We start from the raw sequence: 23,565 nt of genomic DNA, 5'->3' as shown, positions 1-23,565 counted from the left end.
GCTTTGTGGGGCCTTGGGATGCACTTTTACCTCTGCGGCATATCCTTCACCGAATACCCCAGGCTCACAGTCGCATCCTCCGGAATTGCAGGCATCGTCGCATTCCAAGCCTGCCACTGCGCCCGCATCGCCTCCAGCCGCTGCGGCTCCTTCTTCCCCAGGTTCGCGCGTTCGCGCTCATCGGCTGGAATGTTGAACAGGTACTCGTTGCCGTCGACCTTCAGGTACTTCCAGTCGCCGTCGCGCATGGCTTCCTGGCCGCGGTGGTTCATGCGCCAGTGCAGGGGGCGGCGGAAGGTGTGGGTGGCGTCTTTCAGCACGGGCATCAGCGACACGCCATCGAGCGGGTACGCCGCGTCGGCCTTCACGCCGGCGGCGTCGAGCATGGTGGCCGACCAGTCCATGGTCATGCACAGCTGGGTGCTCTCGCCGCCCTTGGCGATCACCTTGGGCCAGTGCGCGATCCATGGCACGCGGATGCCGCCTTCGGTCAGGTCCATCTTGCCGCCGACCAGCGGCCAGTTGTCCGAGAAGCGCTCGCCGCCGTTGTCGCTGGTGAACACGACGAGGGTGTTGTCGGCCATGCCGTGCTTTTCGAGCGCGGCCATGATCCAGCCGATGCCCTCGTCCATGTGATGGATCATGCGGCGGTACACATGAATGTTGCCGCCCGACAGGTCGAACAGGTTGTCCTTCACGAGCGGCGCCTTGTCGGCGTCGTCGCGGGTTTCCCACGGCCAGTGGGGGGCGGTGTAGTGCAGGCTCAGGAAGAAGGGCGCCTCTTGCGTGGCCATGCGTTCGACGTAGTCGACGGCGCGCTTGGACAGCACGTCGGTCAGGTAGCCCTCGTCGTCCTTGTGCTCTTCTTCGCCGTACCAGAGGTCGTGGCGGCCGGCCGAGTCGCAGTGGGTGAAGTAGTCGACACCGCCCGACATGGGGCCGAAGAATTCTTCATACCCCGAGCGCAGCGGGCCGAAGCTGGGCGGGTAGCCCAGGTGCCACTTGCCGATGAGCGCGGTCTTGTAGCCGCTGTCTTTCAGCAGCAACGGCAGGGTGGGGTGCTCGGTGGGCAGCCCCAGCGTGGTGCTGCCGCGGCTTCGGCTGTTGATGGGCTCTTCGGCCGCGCCGCGCAGGCGGTACTGATACCGCGCGGTGATCATCGCGAAGCGCGTGGGCGAGCACACGGGCGAATTCGAATAGCCCTGCGTGAGCTTCAAGCCGTTGGCGGCCAGGCCGTCGAGCACGGGCGACACGCGGCCAAAAGGCGCCTCGCGGCCGCCGTAGCAGCCGAGGTCGGCATAGCCGAGGTCGTCGGCCACGATGAAGATGATGTTGGGGCGGGTGCTGCGTGTCGTCATAGGTCGCTGAGAGGTTTTTCGATCAGGGCTGGTAGCCGGATTTCTGGACCACGGGCGCCCACTGCGCCTTGTAGGCCTTGAGCATCGCGGCGGTCTGCGCCTGGGTGCTCACCACCGGCGTCATGCCGGCGTCCTTGAACTTGCGTTGGGTGTCGGGGTCTTGCATCACGGCGTGGATGGTGGTGGCCAGGCGCTCGACTTTCTCCTTGGGCATGCTGGCCGGCGCGAAGAAGGTGTTCCAGCCGGTGGCGGCGAGGTCGAGGCCGGCTTCCTTGAAGGTCGGAATGGTGGGCGCGAAGGGCGAGCGCTTTTCGCCCGACAGCGCCAGGATGCGCAGCTTGCCGGCGGTGTGCTGCGGCAGCACGACGTCTTCGGTGTCGACGGCAATGGGCACCTGGCCGCCGATCAAGTCGTTCAGCAGCGGGGCGGAGCCGCGGTAGCCGATCACCTGGGTCTGCACCTTGGCCTTCTCGCCCACCATGAGGCCGAAGAAGTGCGGCAGGCTGCCGGTGGCGGGCACGCCCACGTTGGCCTGCTGCGGGTTGGCGCGCATCCATGCGAGCAAATGGTTCAGCTCGCGCACGGGCAGGGTGGGCGACACGGCCAGCGCAAAGTCGTAGGCGTTGACGTGCGACACGGGCACGAAGTCGCGCTCGGCGTCGTAGCCGTTGTCCTTGAAGACGAGCGGCGCCACCACCATCACGGCGGGGTTGGCGAGCATCAGCACGTTCTGGTTGGCGGGCGTGGCCTTGGCCTGCTGCGCGGCCAGGCGGCCGCCCGCGCCGGGCTTGTTGTCGACGATGACGGGCACGCCGAGCTGGGCCGCGAGCTTGTCGCCCACGATGCGCGCCACGCGGTCGGTGGCGCCGCCGGGCGCGTAGCCGACGACGATGCGCAGCGGGCTGTCGAGCGTGGCCTGTGCGCGCGCGAGCGTGGGGGCGGCGATGGCCGCCACGAGGCCGGCCATGGCCAGCACGGCGGCGAGGCGGCGGCGGGCCGGGTTGAAGGAAGAAGCGAAAGCAAAGGGGGCGCGCGGGATCATGAAGGGTGTGTCCTTGGTGTCGATCGGTCGGTCAGTCATTGGCCTGGAAGTTCACGGCCTTCATGATGCCGGCCCAGCGGGCAATGTCTTCGCGCATGGTCTTCACGAGCGCCTCGGGGCCGTCGGCCACGGGGTACATGCCGTTCTGCAGCAGCAGCTGGCGCACGTCGCGGCTGTTCACGGCGCGGATGATTTCGGAGCGCAGTTTCTCGGCGGTGGCGGGCGGCGTCTTCAGCGGCGCGTAGTAGGCGAACCATGCGGTGGCCACCACGTCCTTGTAGCCGCTCTCCACGAAGCTGGGCAGCTGCGGCATGAGCGGCGAGCGCTTGTCGCCGCTGGTGGCCAGCACCTTCACGCGCCCGGTGGGCAGCATCTGCTGCGCGCCGCCGATGGTGTCGAAGTACACGGGCACGGTGCCGCCCATCACGTCCTGGCGCGCGGGCGTGGAGCCGCGGTAGGGCACGTGCACCATCTTCAGGCCGGCCGCGCGGTTGAGCATTTCGCCCAGGAAGTGCGAGGGCGTGCCGGCGCCGTACGAGCCGAAGCTCACCTTGTCGCCCTGCGCCTTGGCCCAGGTGATGAACTCGGCCAGGGTGTTGGCGGGCACGTCCTTGTGCACGGTGAGCGCCAGCTCGAAGCGCGCGGCGTTCACCAGCGGCACGAAGTCTTTGATGGGGTCGTACGACAGGTTGCGGTAGGCGCTGGGGAACATGGTCATCATGCTCGCGGTGCCCAGCAGCAGGGTGTGGCCGTCGGGCGGCGCGGTCTTCACGGCGTCCACGGCAATGCGGCCGGCCGCGCCCGAGCGGTTGTCGATGATGAGCGGGCCGAGCGAATCGCGCACCTGGTGGGCAATGGCGCGGGTCAGCACGTCCTGCGTGCCGCCGGCGGGCACGCCGATGAGCACCTTGATCGGCTGGCCGGGGGTGAAGGCGGCGGGTTGCTGTTGCGCGAACGCAAGCGGTGCGAAGGACGCAAGGGGTGCAAGGGCCAGCCCGCCAAGGGTGGTCAGGGTGCGGCGGCGGGTCGGGTCGGGAAGCTGGGGCATCGTCAATCTCTCCGGGGTCTCGTTCGGCGTTCGGCAGGGTCTGTGCGTGGCCGGGGCGGGTGGCCGCGGCTGCGGACGATTCTGGAGACGCTACATTCGATTGATCAAATCAACCATCGCCCGGATTTACCCGGCCTTTCGAGACGCACCCCCATGACTGCCGAAGACGCCGCCACCCCGCCGCGCCGCCCGCTGGACGACCTGCTGCTGTACCGGCTGTCGCGCCTGCTCGCGGTGGCGGGCAGCATGGTGATCCGGCTGTGCGAGGGCCGCTTCGGCATCACGCGGCGCGAGTGGCGCCTGATCGCGGTGCTGGCCAGCCGGGGCGAGCTGGGCTCGTCGCAGCTGGCCGAGCATGCGCAGCTGGACCGGGCGCGCACCTCGAAGGCGGTGGGCTCGCTGGTGGCCAAGCGGCTGGTGTCGCGCACGGCGCTGGCCGGCGACCGGCGGCAGGTGCGGCTGGGCCTCACGGCGACGGGGCAGGCGCTGTACGACGAACTCTTTCCGCTGGTGACGCGCATCAACGCCGAGCTGATGGGCACGCTCGACGCGAACGATGCCGCGCGCTTCGACGACGCGCTGCACCGCCTGCAGGCGCATGCCGAAACCATGGTGGCGCAGGCAGTGCTGCCCAAGGCCGACCGGGGGCGCCATGGGGCGGCGGCTGCGGCTGCAGGCAACGGCAAGAAGAACAGCACGGCGCGCAGCGGCAAGGCCGTCAGTCCACCTTCATCCCGGTCGCCTTGACGATGCGGCCGTAGCGCGCCTGTGCCGTGGCCAGGCGCGTGGCGGCGGCGGCATCGGTTTCGGCCAGCGGCACCATGTCGAGCGAGGCCAGGCGGGCCTTCAGTTCGGGCAGGGCCAGCGCCTTGTGCAGCGCCTGGCGCAGGGTCTGCATCACGGGCTCGGGCGTGGCGGCCGGCACCATGGCGAGGTAGAGCACTTCGAACTCCAGGTCTTTCAGGCCCAGCTCGCCCACGGTGGGCACCTCGGGCAGCAGCGGCGCGCGCTGGCGGCCGGTGACGGCCAGGGCCCGCAGCTTGCCGCCCTGGATCTGCGGCAGCACACCGGGCGTGGCGACGATGCCGGCCTGCACCTCGTTGCCGAGCATGGCCATCACGGCCGGGGCGTTGCCCTTGTAGGGCACGTGCACGATCTTCGCGCCGGTTGCACTCGCAAAGATCTCGGCGGCGATGTGGCCCGGGCTGCCGTTGCCGGCCGAGCTGAAGGTGGCGGGCTCGGCCTTGGCCTGCGCAATGAAGTCGGGCAGCGTCCTGGCCTTCACCGAGGCGGCGGTGGTGAAGCTCAGGCCCGACGAGCTGAAGATCATCAGCGGCTTGAGGTCCTTGGCCGCGAAGGGCATCGACGCGTACAGGTGCGGGTTGACGGTGAAGGTGCTGTCGATGCCCAGCAGCACGGTGTAGCCGTCGGCCGGGCTCTTGGCCACGGCGTCGGCGCCGATGTTGCCGCCCGCGCCGGGGCGGTTGTCGACCACGAAGGGCTGCTTCAGGTCTTTCTGCAGCGCGTCGGCCAGCGCGCGCCCGAGGATGTCGATGGGGCCGCCGGCCGGGAAGTTGACGAGGAACTTCACGGGCTTGGCGGGGTAGCTCGCCTGGGCCTGCGCGGCCGGGGCGGCGAGGCCGAGGGCCAGCGCGGCGCAGGCGGCGGCGAGCGTGAGGCGGCGGCGCGCGCCAAAGGAAGAGGAAGGCTTCGAGGAAAGGATCGTGGTCATGGCTGCTGTGTCTGTCTCCGTATCCACGGCACTCTAGAAGGCTGCGCGGCGCGGCACAACTGAACTCTCTTCCGCCAGCTATTCCCTCTGGTTATATTTGAAAGCACGTCGCCCCACCGGCTTCGAGGAGAACCGCATGTCAGCCATGAACTTTGAGCGCCTGAAGATGCGCCACCTGCAATGCCTCGTCATGGTGGCGCAGGAGCGCAACCTGGTGCGCGCGGCCGAGGCGCTGTCGCTCACGCAGCCGGCGGTGTCGAAGACGGTGGCCGAGCTCGAAGAGATCGTGGGCCGCCAGCTGCTGCTGCGCCGCCGCCGCGGTGTGGAGCTCACGCCGGCCGCCGAGGTGCTGGTGCGCCATGCGGTGTCGGCGCTGCGCGGCCTGCGCGAAGGCCTGGGCCTGGCGATGGACCAGCCCGAGGCCGACCAGCTGCGCGTGGCGGTCGGCGCCTTGCCGAACATGGCGGCGCACCTGCTGCCCGAAGCGGTCGCGCGCCTGCATGCGGCGCACCCGGCGATGCGCGTGCGCGTGGTGAGCGGCACCAACGCGCAGCTCATGACGCAGCTGCGCCAGGGCGAGATCGACCTCGTGCTCGGCCGGCTGGCGCAGGCCTCGGCCATGGCCGACCTGGCCTTCGAGCAGCTGTACAGCGAGGTGCTGCTGCTGGTGGTGCGCCCCGGCCATCCACTGGCGTCGCGGCGCAAGCCCACGCTCGACGCGCTGGCCGCCTACCCGCTGGTGCTGCCGGTGTCGGGCACGCTGATCCGGCACACGGCCGACGCCTTCCTCATCGCGCAGGGGCTGGCGCTGCCCGCCCGGCTGGTGGAGGCGACCGACACCAGCTTTGCCGTGGGCCTGCTGCAGCGCTCCGACGCGGTGTGGTTTGCGCCGCAGGGCGCGGTGGAAGGCTTCGTGGCGCGCGGCGAACTCCAGCGCGTGGCCATCGACACGGCAAGCACCGAAGGCCCCGTGGGCGTGACCGTGCGGCGCGGCAGCGAGACGGGCGAGGGCGCGCGGCTGCTGCTGGACACCATCCGCGGCATTGCGGCCACACGCGCTGCCTGAAGGGTTTCTTCAGGCTTCCTTCAGAATAGATCGAGCGCTCGGTCTAATAATTCGGACATGACCGAATTCTGCGAGAACCCCCGTGCGCAAAGTTGACCCCGAACGCCAGCAGGCCAAGCGCCGCCAGATCCTGGAGGCCGCGGGCGACTGCTTTGCGCGGCGCGGCTTTCATGCCACCACCACCGCCGAGATCTGCGCCGCCGCGGGCATGAGCCCGGGCAATCTCTTTCATTACTTCCCCAGCAAGAACGCGATCATCGAGGCCCTGGCCGAAGAGGAGTGGCGCGACACGGCCGCGTACTTCGCCGCGATCGACGACGACCCGGCCGACCCGCTGGAGGTGGTGCTGTCGTTCCTCGACGTGGTGATGGTCTTTGCCTCCGACCGCAGCTACTCGCGGTTGGCGCTGGAGGTGGCGGCCGAGACCCTGCGCAACCCCGTGGTCTGCGCCAGCGTGGCCGCGGGTGACACCGAAATGCGCGACGGCCTCGCGGCCCTGCTGCGCAAGGCGGCGGCACGTGGGCAGATCGACCCCGAGCTCGACCCCGTGCAATCGGCCAACTGGATCGCCGCGCTCATCGACGGCGTGTTCTCGCGCCTGGCGCTCGACACGGGCTTCGACCCGGCGCGCGAGGCACCGATGCTGCGGCGCGTGGTGGGCCGCTTTCTCGCGAAGCCGGGGCGGGGCGCATGAACCCCACTCCAGTAGCGGGCGAGCGCCAGTCGCTCGTCGATGCATTGCGCGGCTTCGCGCTGCTGGGCATCCTGGTCGTGAACATCGCGGCCTTTGCCTCGCCGTACTACGGCCAGCCGCTGCCCGACCCGATGATGCGTTCGGGGCTGGACCGCGTGGCGGCCTTTGCCGTCGCCTTCCTGTTCGAGACCAAGTTCTACCTGCTGTTCTCGTTCCTGTTCGGCTACAGCTTCACGCTGCAGATGCAGTCGGCGCAGCGCAGCGGCAAGCCCTTCGTGCCGCGCCTGGCGCGCCGGCTGGTGGCGCTGTGGTGCATCGGCGTGCTGCATGCGGTGCTGCTGTTCCACGGCGACATCCTCACGACCTACGCGGTGCTCGGCGCCGTGCTGCTGGCGCTGCGCCACCAGAGCGACGCGGTGCTGGCGCGCTGGGCGTTGCGGCTGGTGCTGGCGACCGCGATGGTGTGGGGCGCCATCGGCATGCTCGCGATGCTGGGCGGGCCGGCGACCGAAGACGTTCTTCGCACCGCGAGGGCCGATGCGGCCTCGGCGCTCGCGGCGTACCGTGGCACGGCGGCGACGGTCATCCGCCAGCACCTGCGCGAGCTGTCGCAGGTGTGGATCGTGCTCGGGCTGGTGCAGGCGCCGATGGCGTTGGCGATGTTCTTCGCGGGCGTCATCGAGGGCCGCCGCAACCTGTTCGCGCGGGCCGACCGCTACCGGCCGCTGTTCAAGCGCCTGCTGGTGCCCGGGCTGGTGCTGGGGCTGCCGGGCGCGGCCGTGTATGCGTGGACCGCGTCGGTCGTGCCGGGCTCGCGCTGGGACGTGCTCGGCCTGGCGGTCGGCGTCTTCACCTCGCCGCTGCTCACGGCGACGTATGTGGGCGCGATGATGCTGCTGTTCCAGTCGCGCAGGGGCGGCTGGCTGGCGCAGGCGCTGGCACCGGCGGGGCGCATGGCGCTGTCGAACTACCTGCTGCAGTCGGCGGTGTGCGCGTGGCTCTTCCTGGCGTACGGGCTGCGGCTCATCGGCGAGTTCGGGCCGTTCATGAGCCTGATGGTGGCCTTCGGCATCTTCGGCGCGCAGATGCTGGTCAGTCGCTGGTGGCTGGCACGCTTTGCGTACGGCCCGGTGGAGTGGGTGCTGCGCGCCTTCACCAACCTCGAATGGCCGGCGCTGCGTCGTTCGCACAGTTCACGCTGAACGACGAGAATCCCGTCGTTCCAACGAGGAGGATGCGCCGATGAGTTCCATGGAAGACGTGTGGGCCTACCGCGAAGAGACGCTCTACCCGCGCCTGTTCGGCCCCGAGCGCACCGGCATCTACGTGCTGGACTTCGACGAGTTCAAGGCGCTGGGCGCCGAAGACGTCGATCCGCGCTGGCTGCATCTGGGCGTGTTCGAGTTCGCGCCCACGCCCGTGCGCAACACCTGGCTGTACGTGACCTCGGGCGGCTCCACGCCCTGGGAAACCGAGCCGGCCGACTATGACCCCGAGGACTATTCGTGGATCGGCTCCGAGCTGGTCATCGAGGTGCCGTCGCAGCCGCAGGACCAATGGGCCATCAAGCTCCTGCGCCGCCTGCTCGCCTACAACGTGCTGCTCGCGCACTCGCACTTCGGCGAAGACAAGCAGCCCTTCGACTACGGCGACCGCGTTCCCGTCGGCGAAGCGATCCGCGAGAAGGGCACCGTGGCCCTGCGCCATGTGGTGCTGATGGAGCCGAAGCATTACCCCGCGACGGCGCAGCTCGATTCGGGCCGCTTCGACTTCCTGCACCTCGTCGGCATCAACGATTCCGAACGCGACTGGGCCAAGGCCCACAGCTCCGAGGCGCTGCTGCGTTTGCTCGAAGTGCATGGCGGTGCGCCCGTGACCGACGCGCGACGCAAGGCGGTCGTTTGAGCCGCGCCAAAGGTGCGACCGCCGCCGGCGGTGCCGAGCGTTCGCACGGGCGAGCGCTCGAGCTGGCCGAGTCGCTCGGCGCGATGGGCCCCATCGAGGTCAAGCGCTTCTTCGGCGGCTTCGGCCTCGTGCAGGCCGGCGTGCAGTTCGCCTTCGTGATGAAGGGCACGCTGTACCTGCGCGTGGACGACACCACCCGGCCGGAATTCGAGCGCCTGGGCGCGGTGCCGTTTTCGTACGCGACCAGCGCCTCGACCGTGAAGGTCGCGAGCTACTACGAGGCGCCGGTCGACGCGCTCGAAGACCCGCACGCCTTGCGCGACTGGGCGACGAAGGCGCTGGCGAGCGCGCTGGGGGCACGCAAGCCCGCGCGCCGCAAGCCGGCTGGTTGATTCCTCAGCGCGACAACAGCGTCGACAGCTGAAACACCGCAAAGCCCAGCAGCAGCGCGCCCGACAGCTTGTTGATGCCCTGCAGCACGCGCGCGCCGAGCTTGTGCCGCACCATCGACACGATGCTCGACAGCCCCAGCCACCACAGCGCCGAGCCGAGGAACACGCCCATCACCATCGTGAGCGCCGCACCGCTGCCGCTGCTCACGTGGCCGCTGCCGAGCGAAGCGAACACCGCGACGAACGACAGGATCGTCATCGGGTTGGCCAGCGTGAGCGCGAACACCGACAGCAGCGCCTTCACCGGCGTGGCCGCGTCTTCCGCAGCCCGAGCCTGCGTGGCCGCCGGTGCGCGCAGCAACTGCACACCCATCCACGCGAGAAACGCCGCGCCGCCGAGCGCCAGCGGCACGCGCGCCGCGACCATCGTCGACACCACGGCCGACACGCCGAAGGCGCCGATGGCGCCATAGCAGGCGTCGGCCAATGCGGCGCCCAGGCCGCTGAGGAAGCCGATCGTGCGGCCGTGCGCGAGCGTGCGCTGGATGCACAGCAGGCCGATGGGACCGACCGGTGCGGCGATCGAGAGCCCGATGACGAGGGCCTTGAGAAAGAGAGCGAAGTCCATGCCGTCGATTGTTCGGCGAGGCCTGCATGGCGAGAATGGCGAAATTCAGGCGTGCGGCATGCCTTGCCTGAAATCGGAAGCGAAATTCTCAATCGGGCCTGAAATCCATGGAACTCGACGCCAAGAACTGGCAGATCCTCGACGTGCTGCAGCAGGACGCGCGCACCTCGCTCACGGCACTGGCGCGGCAGGTGGCGCTGTCGGTGCCTTCCACCTCCGAGCGCGTGAAGCGCCTCGAAGAAGCCGGCGTCATCGAGGGCTACCGCGCCGTGGTGCCGCCGCGCAAGGCGGGCTACACCGTGACGGCGCTGGTCGGCATCACCACCGCGCAACCCGACAAGGCCCGGCTGCTGAAGCTGCTCGGCAGCCGGCGCGAAGTGCTCGAGTGCTTTCACGTCACGGGGCAGGACTCGTACGTGTTGAAGGTGGTCGCGCGCGACATCGAGCACCTCGAAGCCTTCGTGAGCAGCATCAACCACCTGGGCGAGACGCGCACCTCGATCGTGATGTCGGTGCCGATCGCGGCGCGCGCGGTGGCGGCGCCGGCGGGTGTGGACGTGGCCCGCGCCGCACGGAGTACATCGAAGGCACGCGGCTCGTTGAACAACGAATGACACCCGCTGCGAACGTGTGTGACCGGCACGCGCTCGAAACTGACGGTTTTCAGGGGCAGTTGACAATTGCTGTCGGTTGGGGGGCTGGCTGCGGGATATGGTGCGAGCGCTCGCCGTGAGGCGGGTCTTCGGGATGAAAAACCAACTCCAACTCTGAACCATCACCACCATGTCTCTTGTTCTTCGCTCTCTGCTGGCCGCGGCATCGCTTGCGGCCTTCACCCTTCACGCACAGCCTCTGGACTACGACCACCAGGAAAGCTGGAAGGCCGTGCACGACAGTGCGCAATCGCCGATCGACATCGTCCCGCAGCAAGCCCGGCCCGGCGATGCGAGCGAACCGCAGGGCCTGCGCCTGAGCCGCACGCGCGCCAGGCTCGAGGTGGTCGACAACGGCCATGCCGTGGAGGTGGAGGCCCGCGGGCCGGAAGCCATGATCCGCGGCCGTCACTTCAAGCTGGCGCAGTTCCACTTTCACGCCGAAAGCGAGCACACCGTGGACGGCGCGCACTTTCCGCTCGAAGGCCACTTCGTCCTGCGTGCCACCGACGGCCGTCTGGCCGTGATCGCCGTGATGTACCGCGAAGGCGCGGCCAATCCGCTGGCCGGCAAGCTGCTCGCGGCGCTGGGCAAGGAGCACGACGGCGAGGTCCCGATGACGGACATTGCGGCGCTGCTGCCCGCGCGCATGGGCTACTTTCACTACCTGGGTTCGCTGACCACGCCGCCGCTGACGGAGAACGTCGAGTGGTACGTGCTGCAGGTGCCGGTGACCTTGTCGTCCGCCCAGATCGCCGGGTTTCGCGGGCACTACAGCCACAACAACCGCGCGCTGCAAGCGCTCAACGGGCGCCCGCTGATTCGCTACCCGGCAGCGCACTGAGTCATCTACCGGGCCCGCCAAAAAAGAGGTCCGCACCAGGGCGGACCGAATGGACCCGCCTGACGGGCTCCTGGAGAAACGGAACATCCGCGGGCGCAGGGCCGCCCGCGGTCATTCACTCACTTGCTTCCTTCTTTGCCTGCGCGTGACAGTCTTCCCTGATCAGAACGAGTGGCGCAGCCCGACGTCGTAGCCCGTCGAGGTCTTGGGCACGAACACCCCGGTGTTTACGAAGGCAGGGCCGCCGACCGTGAGCGCCGCGCCGTTCTTGTTGCTGATGCGTGCAACGGTGGCGTACAGGGCGGTGCGCTTGGACAGGTTGTGGACGTAGCCGATGGCCAGCTTGTTGGCCTTGGGGTCGGCGACCGACGGCGTGAACGGCAGGTTGACGGTGTTGAGGTCGTACTTGACCTGGGAGTACGAGGCGCGGATCAGGCCCGGGCCGACCGGCGCGGTCACGCCGATCAGGTAGCCCGTGAGGTCGACGTCCGGCGCGCCGCCGGCCAGGGGCGTGACGGCGTAATCGCGCGTTTTCTTGATTCGCGACAATTCACCGAACAGCTTGACCACGCCGAAATCGTAGGAGCTGCCGAGATTGAAGGTCTTGACGTTGTCGGTGGTGCCCGCATAGAAATTGTCGGCCGCCGTGCTGTTGCCATACGACACGGCCACGTCGAATGGACCATTGGCATAACCGACACGCCCGCCCAGGTAGCGGCCTGCGCGCGATGCAGCCGAATTGCCCGAATTGAGTACGCCCGCCGCATTGACGCCGGGCGGCGTCGCCGTGCTGGGGTCGTATTTGGTGTTTTCATGCAGCGCGTACATGAATTGGCCATAAAAGCCGCCGAGATTTTTTGGCAGGAAATAACCGATCGAATTGCTGGCGCGGTTGTAATTGAGGTCGCCGCCGAAGCCGCCCGAGCCACCGCCGGCGTTCGTGTTGGCGGCGGTGAAGATCAGGCTGCGGCCCACGCCGACGATGCCGAAGGGGTCGAACACGATGTCGTTCCAGGCCGTCGGCACGTAGTCGCGGCCCAGGCGCAGTTCACCGAAACCGCCCGACAGGCTGACCGTGGAACGGCGCTGGAAGGTGGTGATGCCGGTCTTGCCGTCGTCGGGGCTGATCGGCGCCTCGAGCCAGAAGCTGGCCGCGAGCCCGCCGCCCAGGTCCTCGGTACCGCGAAAGCCCAGCCGGCTCGTGGAATAGCCGCCCGAGCTCAGCGCGGTCTGGCTCGCGGTGCGCGTGCCCTGGTTCACGTAGAACGGGTTGAACAGCGTGGCGCCGTTCATGTCCTGCGATTTGGACGAGTAATTGCTGATGCCCGTGTCCACCACGCCGAACAGCGTGACGGAAGACTGCGCATTGGCGAACCCGACCCCGAACAGTGCGGCGGCGGTGAGGAATTGTCTTTTCATTGTTGCCCTTGAATTGAATATGAAATTCATCGCTCCCACGCACCGCGTTGGAGCTCCGGTTCGGCATGCGGAAATACGTTCAATTGATTTCTTCTGCCTTCCGCATGGTTCATGCGTCTGGGCAAATCATATCGATCGATTGCGACAGGAAAAGACCGAAACCACCTTTTTCAATTACGTTTTCCGTGCAGCCGGGTTACGAATTGGAAAGCTCCGCTTGCCCCTTGTAGGGAATTGATGAATTGGTCTTCATCCTGTCGTTTTTGTAATTGAACCGTTCGCGCTGCGACGGTCCGAATTTCTAGCGTGTCGGCATGGCGAAGCAAAACCGCCATCGCCGAAGCGGGTGGTCCTCTTCGGCGTTCAACGAAGGAGATGACACATGACGAACAGGAAGATGGCCTTTGCACTGGCGGCGATGGCCGCCGCAGCGCTCCCGCTGGTGGCTGGCGCACAAACCAGCCAGCAGCACGTCGAGGGGCCGGCGCATTTCGCGGCGACCGAAGCCGGCATCAAGGAGCACCCCGAAAACGCCGGCCCGGGCAAGACCGACGCCCAGGTGGTGGCCGAACTGCGCGCCGCGCAGCAGAGCCCCGAGTGGGCCGGCGTGCTGCGCTGGGGCGCCCCGATCCCCGTGAAGGCCACGCAGCCCCGCACGCGCGCGGAGGTGGTGGCCGAGCTGGAGCGCGCGCAGTCGCAACCGGGCTGGGAGCGCGCCTCGCGGCTGGGGGCGCCGATGGTGCTGCCGGCGGCGGCGCCTGCGCGGTAGGGGAGAAGAAAGGCGGCGTTGGTCTGTAGACGGCCAGCGCCGCTGCCTTGGTGGATGCGGTCAACCTCGGCGCAGAAAACTTTCCGGCCTCAGGGCAGCTTGGCCCGCAAGTTGTCGAGGCGTGTGGGCGGGAGATGGATGGAGCCTTCGTCATAGGAAGTGTCGGAGGTGTCGTAGATCAACCACCCGTCGTCCGTCCAACGAAGCGCAACGCCGTGCTCCTTGTAGGTGCGCTCCGCGAGCAGCGTGGGACTACCCGTGCGATAGAGCCTCAGCAGGATCGTGTCACGGCTGACGAAGGCGAGCCTCGCCGTGTAGGCCCCGTTCTGAATTGGCGACACCTCGCTCCACCACCTGTCGGGATGGTTGTCGGCACGGACGCGGGCCTTCACCTCGAAGCAGTACTTGATGCCAAAGAGAAGGATGGCGATGCAAAGCGTCCATCGAAGGATGTGAGCGCTTCGGCGGAGCATGACGCGAGCGTCTCTCAAGGCAGTCTTGCCAAAAAGCGGTCGAGGCGGGTGGGCGGAAGCTTGATTCCGCCGCCCAGGTAGGAGTCGTCTGCGGTGTCGTAGATCAACTCGTGTTCTGTCCAAAGGATCTCGACACCATGCTTCTGGTAGCTGCGCTCAGCGAGCAACGTCGGATCGCCTGTGCGATAGAGCCGCAGAAGAATCGTGTCGTTGCTGACGAAGGCGCGCCTGGCCGTGTAGGCCCCGTCCTGGACATCTGAAACACTGCTCCACCACCCGTCGGGATTGGTGTCGGCGCGGACACGGGCCCTTGCCTCGAAACAGTACTTGATACCAAGGAGAAGGATGGCGATCAAGAGCGTCCATCGAAGGATGCGGGCGCCTCGTCGGCACATGGCGTGGAAGTCGGGCATCACAAAGCCACCGTGATCGGCGTGTCGAGTTTTAGCGTGACCATGTCGGTGTAGATGATGAAGTCGCCGCCCTGGTTGTGTTTGCGTTGCCACGCGCGAAAGTCCGAGTTCTTGACCGGGTACAGCACGGCGTCCTTGGCATGCACGTCGCCTTGCGCGACTGGATAGTCGAGCCACCCGATGTTCACCATCGCCGCAGTCTGATGGGCCGGGACGATCGCCACATGGCTGCGACTCCAGTGGCCAAGGTATTGCGAGGCATGGCCCGCCTCATCCGTGAATGTGAAGTTGTCCTTCACGTAGACGGAGATGTGGGTCACGACGGCCGACTTGTTCTTGTGATCGAACCAGGCCTGTGAGACCGCCGCGTAGAGGTTGAAGGAGCCCAAGGCGCATGTCAGGTCATCCGGAAGGCCCGCGTTGAAAAGGGACTGCGTGATGAACTGCGTCAATTTCTGACTGAGAGTGCCCTCGACAGGCGACTGTTGAAACTGGAAATCCTTGTGAAACCTCACGATGTCGCTCTTGCATTCCAGCCAAGGCCGAATGTCCAGCCGATTGCGGTACGGCCGCAGCTTCTTCGCCATCGCATCCCGCGCCCTCGGGGTCTCAAGTTGGGACATCAGGTGGGCCAGTCCCTTTTGGGCCCTGGCAAATTTCAGCACCCAGTCGATCTTGACGGAGGTCGTGTCGAACATGCCCGGCGGATAGGGCACGCCGTTCTGGTTGATGCCGTTTTGTTCCTCAGCCGGCGTGGGCGGATAGTTCAACGCCCCCGCAAACCACTTGTCCATCAAGTCGGCGCCGACCGGCGCGCCGATCTTGCGCATCGCGCCGGGGATGTCCTGGATGTCGAACGGCGGGACGGTCTGGACAGGCTTCGGTTTTTCTTTTGGAGGAGGCGGGGGCGCAGGCGGTGAGTTCAGCCAGTGCCGCACGCTGCCCACGGCATTCGACACTGCCTCGGCGGCGTGGATCGCTCCGCGCACCGTGTTGACGTAGGGGTCTTGCTTGGCGGTCCTCCGTGCAGGCACCTCCACCGATTTCCGCACTGACGGGGCTGCTGCAGGCCGGCCCCGCACGGGTGGGGGCGCCCGGCTCGTGGAAAGCGCGATGTCCTCGCGACAGATCTCGCCGGTCTGCGGCGACCAGGAGCGCATGAAATTGTTCGACTTGCGAAAGTCGATCTTCTCGCCTGCGAGCGATGGCATTGTCTGGATCCTCCCTGCTGCCTTCGAGCGCTGATGTGCGTCGTTTCGGCAGACAGGGATGGTCAATGCATGGCGCCTCTTTCGGCGCTTTCCGGCTCGCGGAGAAAAGTCCTTTTCGTGGAATCCGATCGACTTTGAGGGCGCGGCGCGATGTTTGCCGTTGCCCACCCTCAGCGAGGTATTCCCGGCCGCTTGGCCTCTCAGCCCGCCGTCGCGCCCTGCATCACCGCCGGCTGCCCCATCGCCGGATCGTTGCCCTCGAAGCGCATCTTCGGCAGGAACTGCGGGTACTCGCGCTGCATGAAGTCGATGACGCCTTCGCGCACGTAGCAGCGCAGGTCGAAGGCCAGGCCGGAGGTGGCGGCGGTGCAGAGCACGCGGACCTGCATGGTGCGTTCGGTGGCGTCGGTCACGCGCAGGTTGAAGAAGCGGCCGTCCCATTCGGGCGCGGCCTTCACGAGGCGCTCGACCTCGGCGCGCAGCGGCGCCAGCGGGGTGCCGTAGTCCAGGTAGAAGAAGACCGAGCCGAGCAGTTCGGCCGAGTGGCGGGTCCAGTTCTGGAACGGCTTCTCGATGAAGTAGGTGAGCGGCAAGATCAGGCGCCGGTCGTCCCAGATGCGCACGACCACGAAGGTGCCGGTGATTTCCTCGACGCGGCCCCATTCGCCCTCGACCACGAGCACGTCGTCGATGCGGATCGGTTGCGACAGCGCGATCTGCAGGCCGGCGATGAGGTTGCTGAAGACGGGCTTGGCCGCCAGACCCGCCACGATGCCGATCACGCCGGCCGAGGCCAGCAGGCTGGCGCCGACCTGGCGCGCGCCGGGGAAGGTCATGAGCATCATGGCGCCGCCGGCCACGACGACGACCGACATGGCGGTGCGCGCGAGCACGCGGGTCTGCGTGAGCACGCGGCGCGCCTGCAGGTTGTCGGAGATGTCCGAAGGGTGCTGCGCGAGCACGCCGTCGGCAAAGCCGCTGATGGCCTTGAGCACGAACCAGGTGCTGGCCGCGATGAGCAGCAGCCCCGTGAGATGCCGCACGCTGCCGATGAAGCGCAGGTCGTCCGGCGCCGCCTGCCACACCATCATGAGCGCCGCCAGCGGCAGCACCAGCCGCGCGGGGGCGGTGCAGTTGAGCACCATCGCATGCACGGCGGGCGCCGGGCGGGTGATCCGCCTGAGGACCATGCCTCCGATGCGGTGGGCGAGAAGGGCGAGGGGCGCGGCGATCAGGGCGGCAATCCAGGTGCCGAACCAGGGGTGTGCGAGGAGCTCTTGGGTCATCAGGCGGGGGTGGTCTTTGCTTCTGGGGTGGTGTCGTTCAGTGGTTGAAGAATGCGCGCTGCGTCGTCGCGCAGCTGCGTGGCGAGCGCCGTGGCGAGGTCGAGCCGGCGCACCAGCCAGGGGCTGATGTCGTTGTCGAACGGGTCAGGCAGTGGAATGGGGCCGCCGACGGTGGTGGCCCCCGTGCTCTCGGGGTGAGAGGGCCCTGCGATCGGAATGGTTCCCAGGGCGGCCTCGATGCGTTGCGCGGTGCGCACGAGCGGGCCTTCGATGTCGCCCGGCGTGAGGCGGTCGCGCCGCAGCACGAGCATCGACTTCACGGCGCTGAGCTGCGCGAGCAGCTGGTAGCTGTGGGCCTGCAGATGCTCCAGCGGTTCGAGCGGCGGCTGCACGGCGCGCGGTTCGGAGAGCGAACGCTGCGTGGCCTGCACGAGCGCCGAGAGGCTGTCGTAGGCCTCGCGGCGCGCGAGCCGCCATTCGAGTTCGGGGCTGCTTTGGATGGCCTGCAGCTGGCCCAGGCCGAGCGCGAGCCGCGCATGGCGCGCCTGCGCGGTGAGCACGCGCGCCACCAGCGCGGGAATCTGCGTGCGCTCCCACGAGGGCAGCACGTAGCAGAAGCCCCAGGCCAGCGCGGCGCCGATGAGCGTGTCGGCGATGCGCTCGAACAGCGCAAAGATGGGCGCGGTGCCGGTGTTCAGCATGTGGGCCTGCAGCAGGCCCAGCACGGTGGCGGCCACGGCGGTGACGAGGTAGCGCCGCACCGCGAAGCTGTGGGCAATGGCCTGCGCGATGGTCACGGTCACGAGCAGCATCAGCGCCGACGGGTGCGCCGACAACAGGCCCACCGCGAGCACGCAGCCCAGCAGCGTGCCGGCGACCCGGCTGTTGCGCCGCTCCAGCGTCTGCGAGAGGCTGCCGCGCAGCACGACCACGATGGTCAGCAATATCCAGTAGTCGTGCGATCCCCAGGGCATCGACACGGCGATGCCGTAGCCGGCCGCGATGGCCAGCGCGGCGCGAATGGCGTGGCGCAGCGGCGGCGCGTCCCAGCGCCACAGCGCGAGGAAGGGGCGCAGCGACCAGTCGGTCGGGCTCACGAAGAGCTGCCAGTTGGCGCGCACCACGGCCAGGTTGGGCTCGGCGTCGCCGCGCGCCATGGCCGCCAGGCGCAGCACCTCGTCGTTGATGTGGCCGATGCGGCTGGCCAGCCCGCGCGCGAGCATGGCGGCCGACGGGCCCATCTGGCCGTGCGTGTCTTCGTCGTCCGCCGTCACGTGGATCGCGGCCAGTCGCGGGCGGCGGTCGGCCACGGCGGCGGGGTGGCGGCGCATGAGCAGCGCATCGGCCAGCGCCGTCGTTTCGTCGGCCAGCTCTTCGAGGATGCGGCGCATCTCGACCAGTGCCTGCGCGTGCGACGGATGGGCGCGCAGGACGTCCAGGTCGAGTTCGCTGGCGAGCAGCTGGTCGCGCATCTCGAGCACGATGATGAGCATGCCGGCCAGCCGCTGGCGGCGCGGCGTGCGCGGCGACTCGAGCACGATGTCGCGCGTGGCCTGCAGCTGGTCGGCCAGCGCGGCCTGCTCACGCAGCAGCTGGCCCAGCAGCGAGGCAGGGGTGTCGCGGATGTCGCGGGTTTCGTCCTGCGGCGTGAACTGGCTGGCCTCGGTGCGCATGAGCGCGGCCAGCGAAAACAGCACGTCGGCGATCGACTGGGTGCGAAAGCGCCCGTTGAGCAGCAGGTTGGCCAGCGTGGCCCACACCACGTACAGGCCGGCGCCCAGGCCGAACTCGGTGGTGCGTGCGATGGCGTCGGACAGCCCGGCGGGGGCTGGCGTGGCCATGGAGAAGATCATCGAGAACATCACCGCGATGGCGATGGGAATGCCGCGCTTGCCCCAGGCCATGGCCACGAAGGCCATGAAGGTGGCGGGCACCAGCAGCAGCCCGAGGCGGATCGGTGCGCCGTGCAGCATCTGCACCGCGAAGAACAGCGGCAGCCCGATGAGCGGCGCCGGCAGCATCTGCAGGAACTTGCCGCGGCGCGGGCCGGGCAGGTCGGGCGGCGCCGTGACGATCACGCCGGTGGCGGCGGCCGAGGCGGCCAGGGTGCCCAGCCACAGGTGCACCCCGCCCGAGATCACGAGCAGGCCGAGCGCGACGGTGAGCCCGCTCGCGACGTAGTGGCTCAGCGCAATGCGCAACGCCGCACGAACCCGCGCGGCGGCACCCGGCCCCGTCATCACTTGGCGGAGGCGTCGCCCTCGGCGGGCGCCTCGCGCTTGATGCGGGTGAGCTTGCGCGGGGCGGCCGGCGCGGCGGGTGCAGCCGCAGGGGCTTCAACGCTGCCGTCGAGCGGGGCGGCCGTCTGGTCGGTCACGGTGCTGCGGGCGTACAGGTCGACCGAGGCGTCGTCGGGCGTCGAGCGGGTCGAGGCCGACACGGCGCGCACGCGGTCGCTGGCGCGCAGCTTGTCGTCCACGTTGGCGAACTTGGAGTACTTGGCGAGCAACGGCACCAGCTGGCCGTACACGCGCGGGGCGCCGGCCAGGCATTCGCGCTGGTCGAGGAAGTCGGGTTCGCCCGTGAAGTTGCCGATGAGGCCACCGGCCTCGGTCACCAGCAGCGAGCCGGCGGCCACGTCCCAGGGGTTCAGGCCGGTTTCGAAGAAGCCGTCGGTGAAGCCGGCGGCCACGTAGGCCAGGTCGAGCGCGGCGGCGCCGGGGCGGCGCAGGCCGGCCATGCGGGGCATCATGTCCGCCATGATGGCCAGGTACTGCTTGAAGTTGTCGCCGGTGCGGAACGGGAAGCCGGTGGAAATGAGGCACTCGCTGAGCTTCACGCGCTTGGACACGCGGATGCGGCGCTCGTTCATGTAGGCGCCGCGGCCCTTGGTGGCCGTGAACAGGTCGTTGCGCGAGGGGTCGTACACCACCGCCTGCTCGATCTTGCCGCGCACCGACAGCGCGATGGACACGCAGTAGACCGGGAAGCCGTGGATGAAGTTGGTGGTGCCGTCGAGCGGATCGATGATCCAGACGAACTCGGAGTCTTTGGCTCCGTATTCGGTGCCCGATTCTTCGGCCAGGATGCCGTGCCCCGGGTACGCGCCCAGCAAGGTCTCGATGATGACCTTCTCGCTGGCGTGATCGACTTCGGTGACGAAGTCATTGACCTGCTTCTGGGAGATGCGCACGGCCTCGACGTCGAGGGCAGCGCGATTGATGATGGCGCCGGCGGCGCGTGCGGCCTTGACGGCCACATTGAGCATGGGATGCAGGTTGGGGGACGACATTCTGGATTGTGAGAAGAACGGGTGGGAGAGGTCCCCAAGAATGCAATCTGGGCGACCCTGCGGTCCGGCGATGCGGGCGGCGAGAATCGGGCATTTTACCGGCTCAGCCCGTTTGTGTCTTCCCCACCCGTCATGCGCACCCGTTTCATCCTCATCCAGACCAGCCACGCCGGCAATGTGGGCGCCGCCGCCCGCGCCATGAAGACCATGGGTTTCGACGACCTGGTGCTGGTCGCGCCGCGCTGGGCCAACGTGCTGCGGCGCGAGGAAACCATCCAGCGCGCCAGCGGCGCCCTGGACGTGCTGAACAACGCCCGCATCGTCGAAACGCTCGATGAAGCCCTCGACGGCGTGACCCACCTGTGCGCCACGGCCATGATCCCGCGCGACTTCGGCCCGCCCACGCGCACGCCGCGCGAGCACCTGGAACCGCTGGGCAAGCAGGGCGACCAGCACGTGGCCTTCCTGTTCGGCTCCGAGCGCTTCGGCATGCGCAACGAGGACGTCTACCGCTGCAACGTGGCCCTGAGCATCCCGACCGATCCGAAGTTCGGCTCGCTGAACCTGGGCGCGGCGATCCAGGTGGTGGCCTACGAATGGCGCCTGGCGCTGGGCGGCTACGGCGTGCGCGAGGCCATCGCGCCGGTGCAGGCGGCCGACGCGCAGGCCGTGGCCGGCATGCTCGACCACTGGGAACGCTCGCTGGTGGACATCGGCTTTCTCGACCCGGCGGCGCCCAAGAAGCTCATGCCGCGGCTGCAGCAGCTGTTCAACCGCGCGCAGCCCACGCCCGAGGAAATCCACATCCTGCGCGGCATCGCCAAGGCCATGAGCGATGCCACGCGCGGCCCGCGCGGCAGCTGAACCGTCACAAAACCCCATCGCGCGTAAGCGAAGACGCCCGGCTTTAGACTGCCCGGCCCCTATCGATATAACGACAACAAAGGCAGCGATGTTCTCTCGACTGCGCGCCGACATCCGGTGCATCCTCGAACGCGACCCGGCCGCCCGCAGCGCCTGGGAAGTGATCACGGTCTACCCCGGCTTCCATGCCGTGGTGCTGCACCGCTGGGCGCACGCCTGTTGGACCCACGGTTTCAAGTGGCCGGCCCGCTTCATCGCGCACTGCGCGCGCGCGTTCACGGGCATCGAGATCCACCCGGCCGCCAAGATCGGCGAGCGCGTGTTCTTCGACCACGCCATGGGCGTGGTGGTGGGCGAAACCGCCGAGATCGGCGACGGCTGCACCATCTACCAGGGCGTGACGCTGGGCGGCACCTCGCTCTACAAGGGCACCAAGCGCCACCCGACGCTGGGCAAGAACGTGGTGGTCAGCGCGGGCGCCAAGGTGCTGGGCGGCTTCGTCGTCGGCGACGGCGCCAAGATCGGCTCCAACGCGGTGGTCATCAAGCCGGTGCCGGCCGGGGCGACCGCGGTGGGCATTCCGGCGCGCATCATCCCGTCGAAGGAGGGCGAGAGCGCCGACGTGGCCGCGCCGCAGAAGTTCTCGGCCTACGGCATCACGCAGGACGACGACCCGCTGAGCCAGGCCATGCGCGGCCTGATCGACAACGCCTCGAGCCAGGAGCACCAGATCGCGCTGTTGTGGCAGGCCATCGAGAAGCTGTCGGCGCAGCCGGGCACCAAGGACTGCGTGCCGGGCGACGCGGCGCGCGGCGAGTCGTTCGAGGCCGACAAGCTCACGCAGCTGATCGGCAAGTAGAAGAGGGGCGCAGGGGCGCTGCTGCCGTTCAGGCGGGCGAGGCCCTGTCTCGCCGCAGGTTGTCTTCCAGCTGGTCCAGCGCATCGCCGTGGTCCAGCGCCCAGCCATAGAGCGCGCGCAAGGGCTCGACGAAGACCTCGCCCAGCGGCGTCAACGCGTACTCCACGCGCGGCGGCACCACCTGGAACACCTCGCGGTGGACCAGGCCGCCCGCCTCCGCCTCGCGCAGGGTCAGGGTCAGCATCTTCTTGGAGATGCCCGGCAGGGCGCGCTCCAGCTGCCCGGTGCGCATCGCGCCGTGGCTGAGGGCGTACAGCACCATCGAGGTCCACTTGCCGTTCAGGACGTAGTGGATGCGCCGCTGCGCACAGTCCTCGCGCAGGACGAACGACGTGTCGCCGGGCGGCGCCGCGACGCGCGGGACACGGCCCGCACGGTTCATCCGGTTCTTCATGGTCACTTTTTTATCCCTATCGCACTTTTACGTCACTACTTCCGCATTGGTGATGTGAAATCTACCATTCCTGTTTCGTTGCGAGGCATGGTGCCCGCCACACGACAGGAGCAGATTTTCATGAAAGCAGCCGTCATCCGATCCTTCGGCGACCCCGATCAGATCCAACTCGAAGAGGTCGCCACGCCGGTGCCGGGACCGGGCGAAGTCCTGGTCAAGGTGCTGGCCGTCGGCGTCAACCGACTGGATCACTATGTGCGTCTGGGCCAGATCGCCCCGGCCTTGCCGTTCCCGCACATCCTGGGTTCGGATGCGGTGGGTGAGGTCGCCGCACTGGGCGCCGGCGCTTCGCGCTTCGCGGTGGGCGAGCGCGTGATCGCCATGCCCGGCTACCCGACCGACCCGGCGCAGTGGAACACCCGCCCGGTCACGGCGGCGGCCAGCTATGCGATTCCCGGCATTCACATGCCGGGCACCTATGCCCAGTACATCGTCGTGCCCGAGCACTGGCTGCTGCGCGACACCACCGGCCTGCCCGCCGAGCAGATGGCCGCGCTGCCGGTCTCGCTGCTGATCGCGATCCGCGCGGTGCAGGTCGTCGGCGAGGTCAAGGCCGGCGACCGGGTGCTGGTGCATGCCGGCGCGTCGAGCACCGGCATGATGAGCATCCAGGTCGCCCGCGCGCTGGGTGCGCGCGTCGTCACCACGGTGCAGAACGCAGCCTCCGCCGAACTGGCCCTGCGCCTGGGCGCCGAGTTGGCGATCGACACCGGCACGCAGGACTTCGTCGAGCCCGTGCGCGCCTGGAGCGGCGGGCAGGGGGTCGATGTCGCAATCGACAACCTCGGCGGCGATGTGCTGTCGAAGACCCTCGCGGCCGTGAAGCCCATGGGCATCGTGGTGGCGATGGGGTTCATGGCGGGCACCGACGTGCACTTCGACATCCGCAGTTTCTTCTTCGCCCAGCAGCAACTGCGCGGCACGCTGGTGGGCGACATCGAAGACTTCGCCGCCTGGCTCGACGCGATTCGGCTGGGCCAGATTCGTCCGCAGATCGACAGCGTGCTGCCGCTTTCTCAGGCTGGCGAAGCGCACCGGCGCATCGCGGCCAACGAGGCGCGGGGCAGCATCGTGCTGCAGCCGTGGGCGAGCTGAAGCGGGGC

The 23,565-nt window shown here is 68.3% G+C and carries 25 protein-coding genes; 12 read left to right on the top strand and 13 right to left on the bottom strand.

Annotation, left to right across the window (positions count from 1 at the left end):
- Window positions 1-26 precede the first annotated feature (26 nt).
- The 3 genes from AC07Q9_RS16420 to AC07Q9_RS16410 form a co-directional block, all read right to left on the bottom strand.
- Complete coding sequence (locus AC07Q9_RS16420) at window positions 27-1,358, bottom strand: sulfatase family protein (protein WP_495310746.1); 1,332 nt, start codon at window positions 1,356-1,358, stop codon at window positions 27-29.
- 22 nt (window positions 1,359-1,380) lie between these two features.
- Entirely contained in the window at window positions 1,381-2,325 is a 945-nt protein-coding gene (locus tag AC07Q9_RS16415) for a Bug family tripartite tricarboxylate transporter substrate binding protein (RefSeq protein ID WP_159272668.1), read from the bottom strand.
- Window positions 2,326-2,431: 106 nt separating this feature from the next.
- The gene (locus AC07Q9_RS16410; RefSeq protein WP_495310744.1) at window positions 2,432-3,448 is read right to left on the bottom strand and encodes a Bug family tripartite tricarboxylate transporter substrate binding protein; all 1,017 of its coding nucleotides are present in this window, start codon (window positions 3,446-3,448) and stop codon (window positions 2,432-2,434) included.
- 153 nt (window positions 3,449-3,601) lie between these two features.
- On the opposite strand from AC07Q9_RS16410, the gene AC07Q9_RS16405 reads away from it, so the two are divergent.
- Entirely contained in the window at window positions 3,602-4,195 is a 594-nt protein-coding gene (locus AC07Q9_RS16405) for a MarR family winged helix-turn-helix transcriptional regulator (RefSeq protein ID WP_495310743.1), read from the top strand.
- Here AC07Q9_RS16405 and AC07Q9_RS16400 read toward each other — a convergent pair.
- Window positions 4,167-5,180 carry a tripartite tricarboxylate transporter substrate binding protein gene (locus tag AC07Q9_RS16400; protein WP_495310741.1) on the bottom strand — a complete coding sequence of 338 codons (1,014 nt, stop codon included), beginning with the start codon at window positions 5,178-5,180 and terminating at the stop codon, window positions 4,167-4,169. The genes AC07Q9_RS16405 and AC07Q9_RS16400 overlap by 29 nt on opposite strands.
- Window positions 5,181-5,316: 136 nt before the next feature.
- Between AC07Q9_RS16400 and pcaQ the strand changes: the two genes are divergently transcribed.
- From pcaQ to AC07Q9_RS16375, 5 genes are all read left to right on the top strand, one after another.
- Window positions 5,317-6,246 carry a pca operon transcription factor PcaQ gene (pcaQ, locus tag AC07Q9_RS16395; RefSeq protein WP_159276039.1) on the top strand — a complete coding sequence of 310 codons (930 nt, stop codon included), beginning with the start codon at window positions 5,317-5,319 and terminating at the stop codon, window positions 6,244-6,246.
- Between the two features lie 82 nt (window positions 6,247-6,328).
- A complete protein-coding gene (locus AC07Q9_RS16390; protein WP_307638635.1) occupies window positions 6,329-6,940 on the top strand; it encodes a TetR/AcrR family transcriptional regulator in 612 nt (203 codons plus the stop codon).
- Window positions 6,937-8,142: a DUF418 domain-containing protein gene (locus AC07Q9_RS16385; RefSeq protein ID WP_495310740.1), complete on the top strand. Its 1,206-nt coding sequence runs from the start codon at window positions 6,937-6,939 to the stop codon at window positions 8,140-8,142. The genes AC07Q9_RS16390 and AC07Q9_RS16385 overlap by 4 nt, the downstream gene beginning before the upstream one ends.
- A gap of 40 nt (window positions 8,143-8,182) precedes the next feature.
- Window positions 8,183-8,845, top strand: a complete 663-nt coding sequence (locus tag AC07Q9_RS16380; RefSeq protein ID WP_489058831.1) for a suppressor of fused domain protein — start codon at window positions 8,183-8,185, stop codon at window positions 8,843-8,845.
- Window positions 8,846-8,928: 83 nt separating this feature from the next.
- Window positions 8,929-9,237 (top strand): TfoX/Sxy family protein, encoded by a 309-nt coding sequence (locus AC07Q9_RS16375; protein ID WP_495310812.1) that lies wholly within the window; start codon window positions 8,929-8,931, stop codon window positions 9,235-9,237.
- A 4-nt stretch (window positions 9,238-9,241) separates the two neighbouring features.
- On the opposite strand, the gene AC07Q9_RS16370 is transcribed toward AC07Q9_RS16375, so the two are convergent.
- Window positions 9,242-9,865 carry a LysE/ArgO family amino acid transporter gene (locus AC07Q9_RS16370; protein ID WP_495310739.1) on the bottom strand — a complete coding sequence of 208 codons (624 nt, stop codon included), beginning with the start codon at window positions 9,863-9,865 and terminating at the stop codon, window positions 9,242-9,244.
- A gap of 107 nt (window positions 9,866-9,972) precedes the next feature.
- On the opposite strand from AC07Q9_RS16370, the gene AC07Q9_RS16365 reads away from it, so the two are divergent.
- Window positions 9,973-10,479, top strand: coding sequence for an Lrp/AsnC family transcriptional regulator (locus tag AC07Q9_RS16365; protein WP_495310738.1), 507 nt, complete (start codon window positions 9,973-9,975; stop codon window positions 10,477-10,479).
- Window positions 10,480-10,648: 169 nt separating this feature from the next.
- Window positions 10,649-11,362, top strand: a complete 714-nt coding sequence (locus AC07Q9_RS16360; protein ID WP_495310736.1) for a carbonic anhydrase family protein — start codon at window positions 10,649-10,651, stop codon at window positions 11,360-11,362.
- Between the two features lie 162 nt (window positions 11,363-11,524).
- On the opposite strand, the gene AC07Q9_RS16355 is transcribed toward AC07Q9_RS16360, so the two are convergent.
- Complete coding sequence (locus AC07Q9_RS16355; protein ID WP_495310735.1) at window positions 11,525-12,781, bottom strand: porin; 1,257 nt, start codon at window positions 12,779-12,781, stop codon at window positions 11,525-11,527.
- A 382-nt stretch (window positions 12,782-13,163) separates the two neighbouring features.
- Here AC07Q9_RS16355 and AC07Q9_RS16350 point away from each other — a divergent pair, with 382 nt between their 5' ends.
- Window positions 13,164-13,550 (top strand): hypothetical protein, encoded by a 387-nt coding sequence (locus tag AC07Q9_RS16350; protein ID WP_070063166.1) that lies wholly within the window; start codon window positions 13,164-13,166, stop codon window positions 13,548-13,550.
- Between the two features lie 89 nt (window positions 13,551-13,639).
- Here the strand turns inward: AC07Q9_RS16350 and AC07Q9_RS16345 are convergent, their stop codons facing one another.
- The 6 genes from AC07Q9_RS16345 to AC07Q9_RS16320 all read right to left on the bottom strand — a co-directional run bounded on the left by AC07Q9_RS16345 (window position 13,640) and on the right by AC07Q9_RS16320 (window position 20,225).
- On the bottom strand, window positions 13,640-14,023 hold the full coding sequence (locus tag AC07Q9_RS16345) for a hypothetical protein (RefSeq protein WP_495310734.1): 384 nt from the start codon (window positions 14,021-14,023) through the stop codon (window positions 13,640-13,642).
- 14 nt (window positions 14,024-14,037) lie between these two features.
- On the bottom strand, window positions 14,038-14,436 hold the full coding sequence (locus AC07Q9_RS16340; protein WP_495310733.1) for a hypothetical protein: 399 nt from the start codon (window positions 14,434-14,436) through the stop codon (window positions 14,038-14,040).
- Window positions 14,436-15,647, bottom strand: a complete 1,212-nt coding sequence (locus AC07Q9_RS16335) for a DUF6402 family protein (RefSeq protein ID WP_495310732.1) — start codon at window positions 15,645-15,647, stop codon at window positions 14,436-14,438. The genes AC07Q9_RS16340 and AC07Q9_RS16335 overlap by 1 nt, the downstream gene beginning before the upstream one ends.
- Window positions 15,648-15,847: 200 nt before the next feature.
- Window positions 15,848-16,933, bottom strand: coding sequence for a mechanosensitive ion channel family protein (locus AC07Q9_RS16330; protein ID WP_495267605.1), 1,086 nt, complete (start codon window positions 16,931-16,933; stop codon window positions 15,848-15,850).
- Window positions 16,933-19,173, bottom strand: coding sequence for an FUSC family protein (locus tag AC07Q9_RS16325; protein ID WP_495310730.1), 2,241 nt, complete (start codon window positions 19,171-19,173; stop codon window positions 16,933-16,935). The genes AC07Q9_RS16330 and AC07Q9_RS16325 overlap by 1 nt, the downstream gene beginning before the upstream one ends.
- Window positions 19,173-20,225 (bottom strand): inositol monophosphatase family protein, encoded by a 1,053-nt coding sequence (locus tag AC07Q9_RS16320; RefSeq protein WP_495310729.1) that lies wholly within the window; start codon window positions 20,223-20,225, stop codon window positions 19,173-19,175. The genes AC07Q9_RS16325 and AC07Q9_RS16320 overlap by 1 nt, the downstream gene beginning before the upstream one ends.
- Window positions 20,226-20,357: 132 nt before the next feature.
- Between AC07Q9_RS16320 and AC07Q9_RS16315 the strand changes: the two genes are divergently transcribed.
- Window positions 20,358-21,089 (top strand): RNA methyltransferase, encoded by a 732-nt coding sequence (locus AC07Q9_RS16315; protein WP_095949130.1) that lies wholly within the window; start codon window positions 20,358-20,360, stop codon window positions 21,087-21,089.
- The gene (gene cysE / locus AC07Q9_RS16310) at window positions 21,061-21,948 is read left to right on the top strand and encodes a serine O-acetyltransferase (RefSeq protein ID WP_495310728.1); all 888 of its coding nucleotides are present in this window, start codon (window positions 21,061-21,063) and stop codon (window positions 21,946-21,948) included. The genes AC07Q9_RS16315 and cysE overlap by 29 nt, the downstream gene beginning before the upstream one ends.
- 28 nt (window positions 21,949-21,976) lie before the next feature.
- Here the strand turns inward: cysE and AC07Q9_RS16305 are convergent, their stop codons facing one another.
- Window positions 21,977-22,402, bottom strand: a complete 426-nt coding sequence (locus AC07Q9_RS16305; protein ID WP_495310810.1) for a winged helix-turn-helix transcriptional regulator — start codon at window positions 22,400-22,402, stop codon at window positions 21,977-21,979.
- Window positions 22,403-22,522: 120 nt separating this feature from the next.
- Between AC07Q9_RS16305 and AC07Q9_RS16300 the strand changes: the two genes are divergently transcribed.
- Window positions 22,523-23,557, top strand: a complete 1,035-nt coding sequence (locus AC07Q9_RS16300; protein WP_495310727.1) for a quinone oxidoreductase family protein — start codon at window positions 22,523-22,525, stop codon at window positions 23,555-23,557.
- Window positions 23,558-23,565 lie beyond the last annotated feature (8 nt).

It is taken from the genome of Variovorax sp. GW821-FHT09A10, from assembly GCF_059418385.1.
The sequence above is the reverse complement of the archived record's forward strand: the minus strand, read 5'-3'. Positions and strand labels throughout refer to the sequence as shown.

Coding starts and splice junctions, on each gene's coding strand:
- AC07Q9_RS16420 (WP_495310746.1), bottom strand. CDS start 1,358: ATGACGACACGCAGCACCCGCCCCAACATCATCTTCATCGTGGCCGAC.
- AC07Q9_RS16415 (WP_159272668.1), bottom strand. CDS start 2,325: ATGGCCGGCCTCGTGGCGGCCATCGCCGCCCCCACGCTCGCGCGCGCA.
- AC07Q9_RS16410 (WP_495310744.1), bottom strand. CDS start 3,448: ATGCCCCAGCTTCCCGACCCGACCCGCCGCCGCACCCTGACCACCCTT.
- AC07Q9_RS16405 (WP_495310743.1), top strand. CDS start 3,602: ATGACTGCCGAAGACGCCGCCACCCCGCCGCGCCGCCCGCTGGACGAC.
- AC07Q9_RS16400 (WP_495310741.1), bottom strand. CDS start 5,180: ATGACCACGATCCTTTCCTCGAAGCCTTCCTCTTCCTTTGGCGCGCGC.
- pcaQ (WP_159276039.1), top strand. CDS start 5,317: ATGTCAGCCATGAACTTTGAGCGCCTGAAGATGCGCCACCTGCAATGC.
- AC07Q9_RS16385 (WP_495310740.1), top strand. CDS start 6,937: ATGAACCCCACTCCAGTAGCGGGCGAGCGCCAGTCGCTCGTCGATGCA.
- AC07Q9_RS16380 (WP_489058831.1), top strand. CDS start 8,183: ATGAGTTCCATGGAAGACGTGTGGGCCTACCGCGAAGAGACGCTCTAC.
- AC07Q9_RS16375 (WP_495310812.1), top strand. CDS start 8,929: ATGGGCCCCATCGAGGTCAAGCGCTTCTTCGGCGGCTTCGGCCTCGTG.
- AC07Q9_RS16370 (WP_495310739.1), bottom strand. CDS start 9,865: ATGGACTTCGCTCTCTTTCTCAAGGCCCTCGTCATCGGGCTCTCGATC.
- AC07Q9_RS16365 (WP_495310738.1), top strand. CDS start 9,973: ATGGAACTCGACGCCAAGAACTGGCAGATCCTCGACGTGCTGCAGCAG.
- AC07Q9_RS16360 (WP_495310736.1), top strand. CDS start 10,649: ATGTCTCTTGTTCTTCGCTCTCTGCTGGCCGCGGCATCGCTTGCGGCC.
- AC07Q9_RS16355 (WP_495310735.1), bottom strand. CDS start 12,781: ATGAAAAGACAATTCCTCACCGCCGCCGCACTGTTCGGGGTCGGGTTC.
- AC07Q9_RS16350 (WP_070063166.1), top strand. CDS start 13,164: ATGACGAACAGGAAGATGGCCTTTGCACTGGCGGCGATGGCCGCCGCA.
- AC07Q9_RS16345 (WP_495310734.1), bottom strand. CDS start 14,023: ATGCTCCGCCGAAGCGCTCACATCCTTCGATGGACGCTTTGCATCGCC.
- AC07Q9_RS16340 (WP_495310733.1), bottom strand. CDS start 14,436: ATGCCCGACTTCCACGCCATGTGCCGACGAGGCGCCCGCATCCTTCGA.
- AC07Q9_RS16335 (WP_495310732.1), bottom strand. CDS start 15,647: ATGCCATCGCTCGCAGGCGAGAAGATCGACTTTCGCAAGTCGAACAAT.
- AC07Q9_RS16330 (WP_495267605.1), bottom strand. CDS start 16,933: ATGACCCAAGAGCTCCTCGCACACCCCTGGTTCGGCACCTGGATTGCC.
- AC07Q9_RS16325 (WP_495310730.1), bottom strand. CDS start 19,173: ATGACGGGGCCGGGTGCCGCCGCGCGGGTTCGTGCGGCGTTGCGCATT.
- AC07Q9_RS16320 (WP_495310729.1), bottom strand. CDS start 20,225: ATGTCGTCCCCCAACCTGCATCCCATGCTCAATGTGGCCGTCAAGGCC.
- AC07Q9_RS16315 (WP_095949130.1), top strand. CDS start 20,358: ATGCGCACCCGTTTCATCCTCATCCAGACCAGCCACGCCGGCAATGTG.
- cysE (WP_495310728.1), top strand. CDS start 21,061: ATGCCACGCGCGGCCCGCGCGGCAGCTGAACCGTCACAAAACCCCATC.
- AC07Q9_RS16305 (WP_495310810.1), bottom strand. CDS start 22,402: ATGAAGAACCGGATGAACCGTGCGGGCCGTGTCCCGCGCGTCGCGGCG.
- AC07Q9_RS16300 (WP_495310727.1), top strand. CDS start 22,523: ATGAAAGCAGCCGTCATCCGATCCTTCGGCGACCCCGATCAGATCCAA.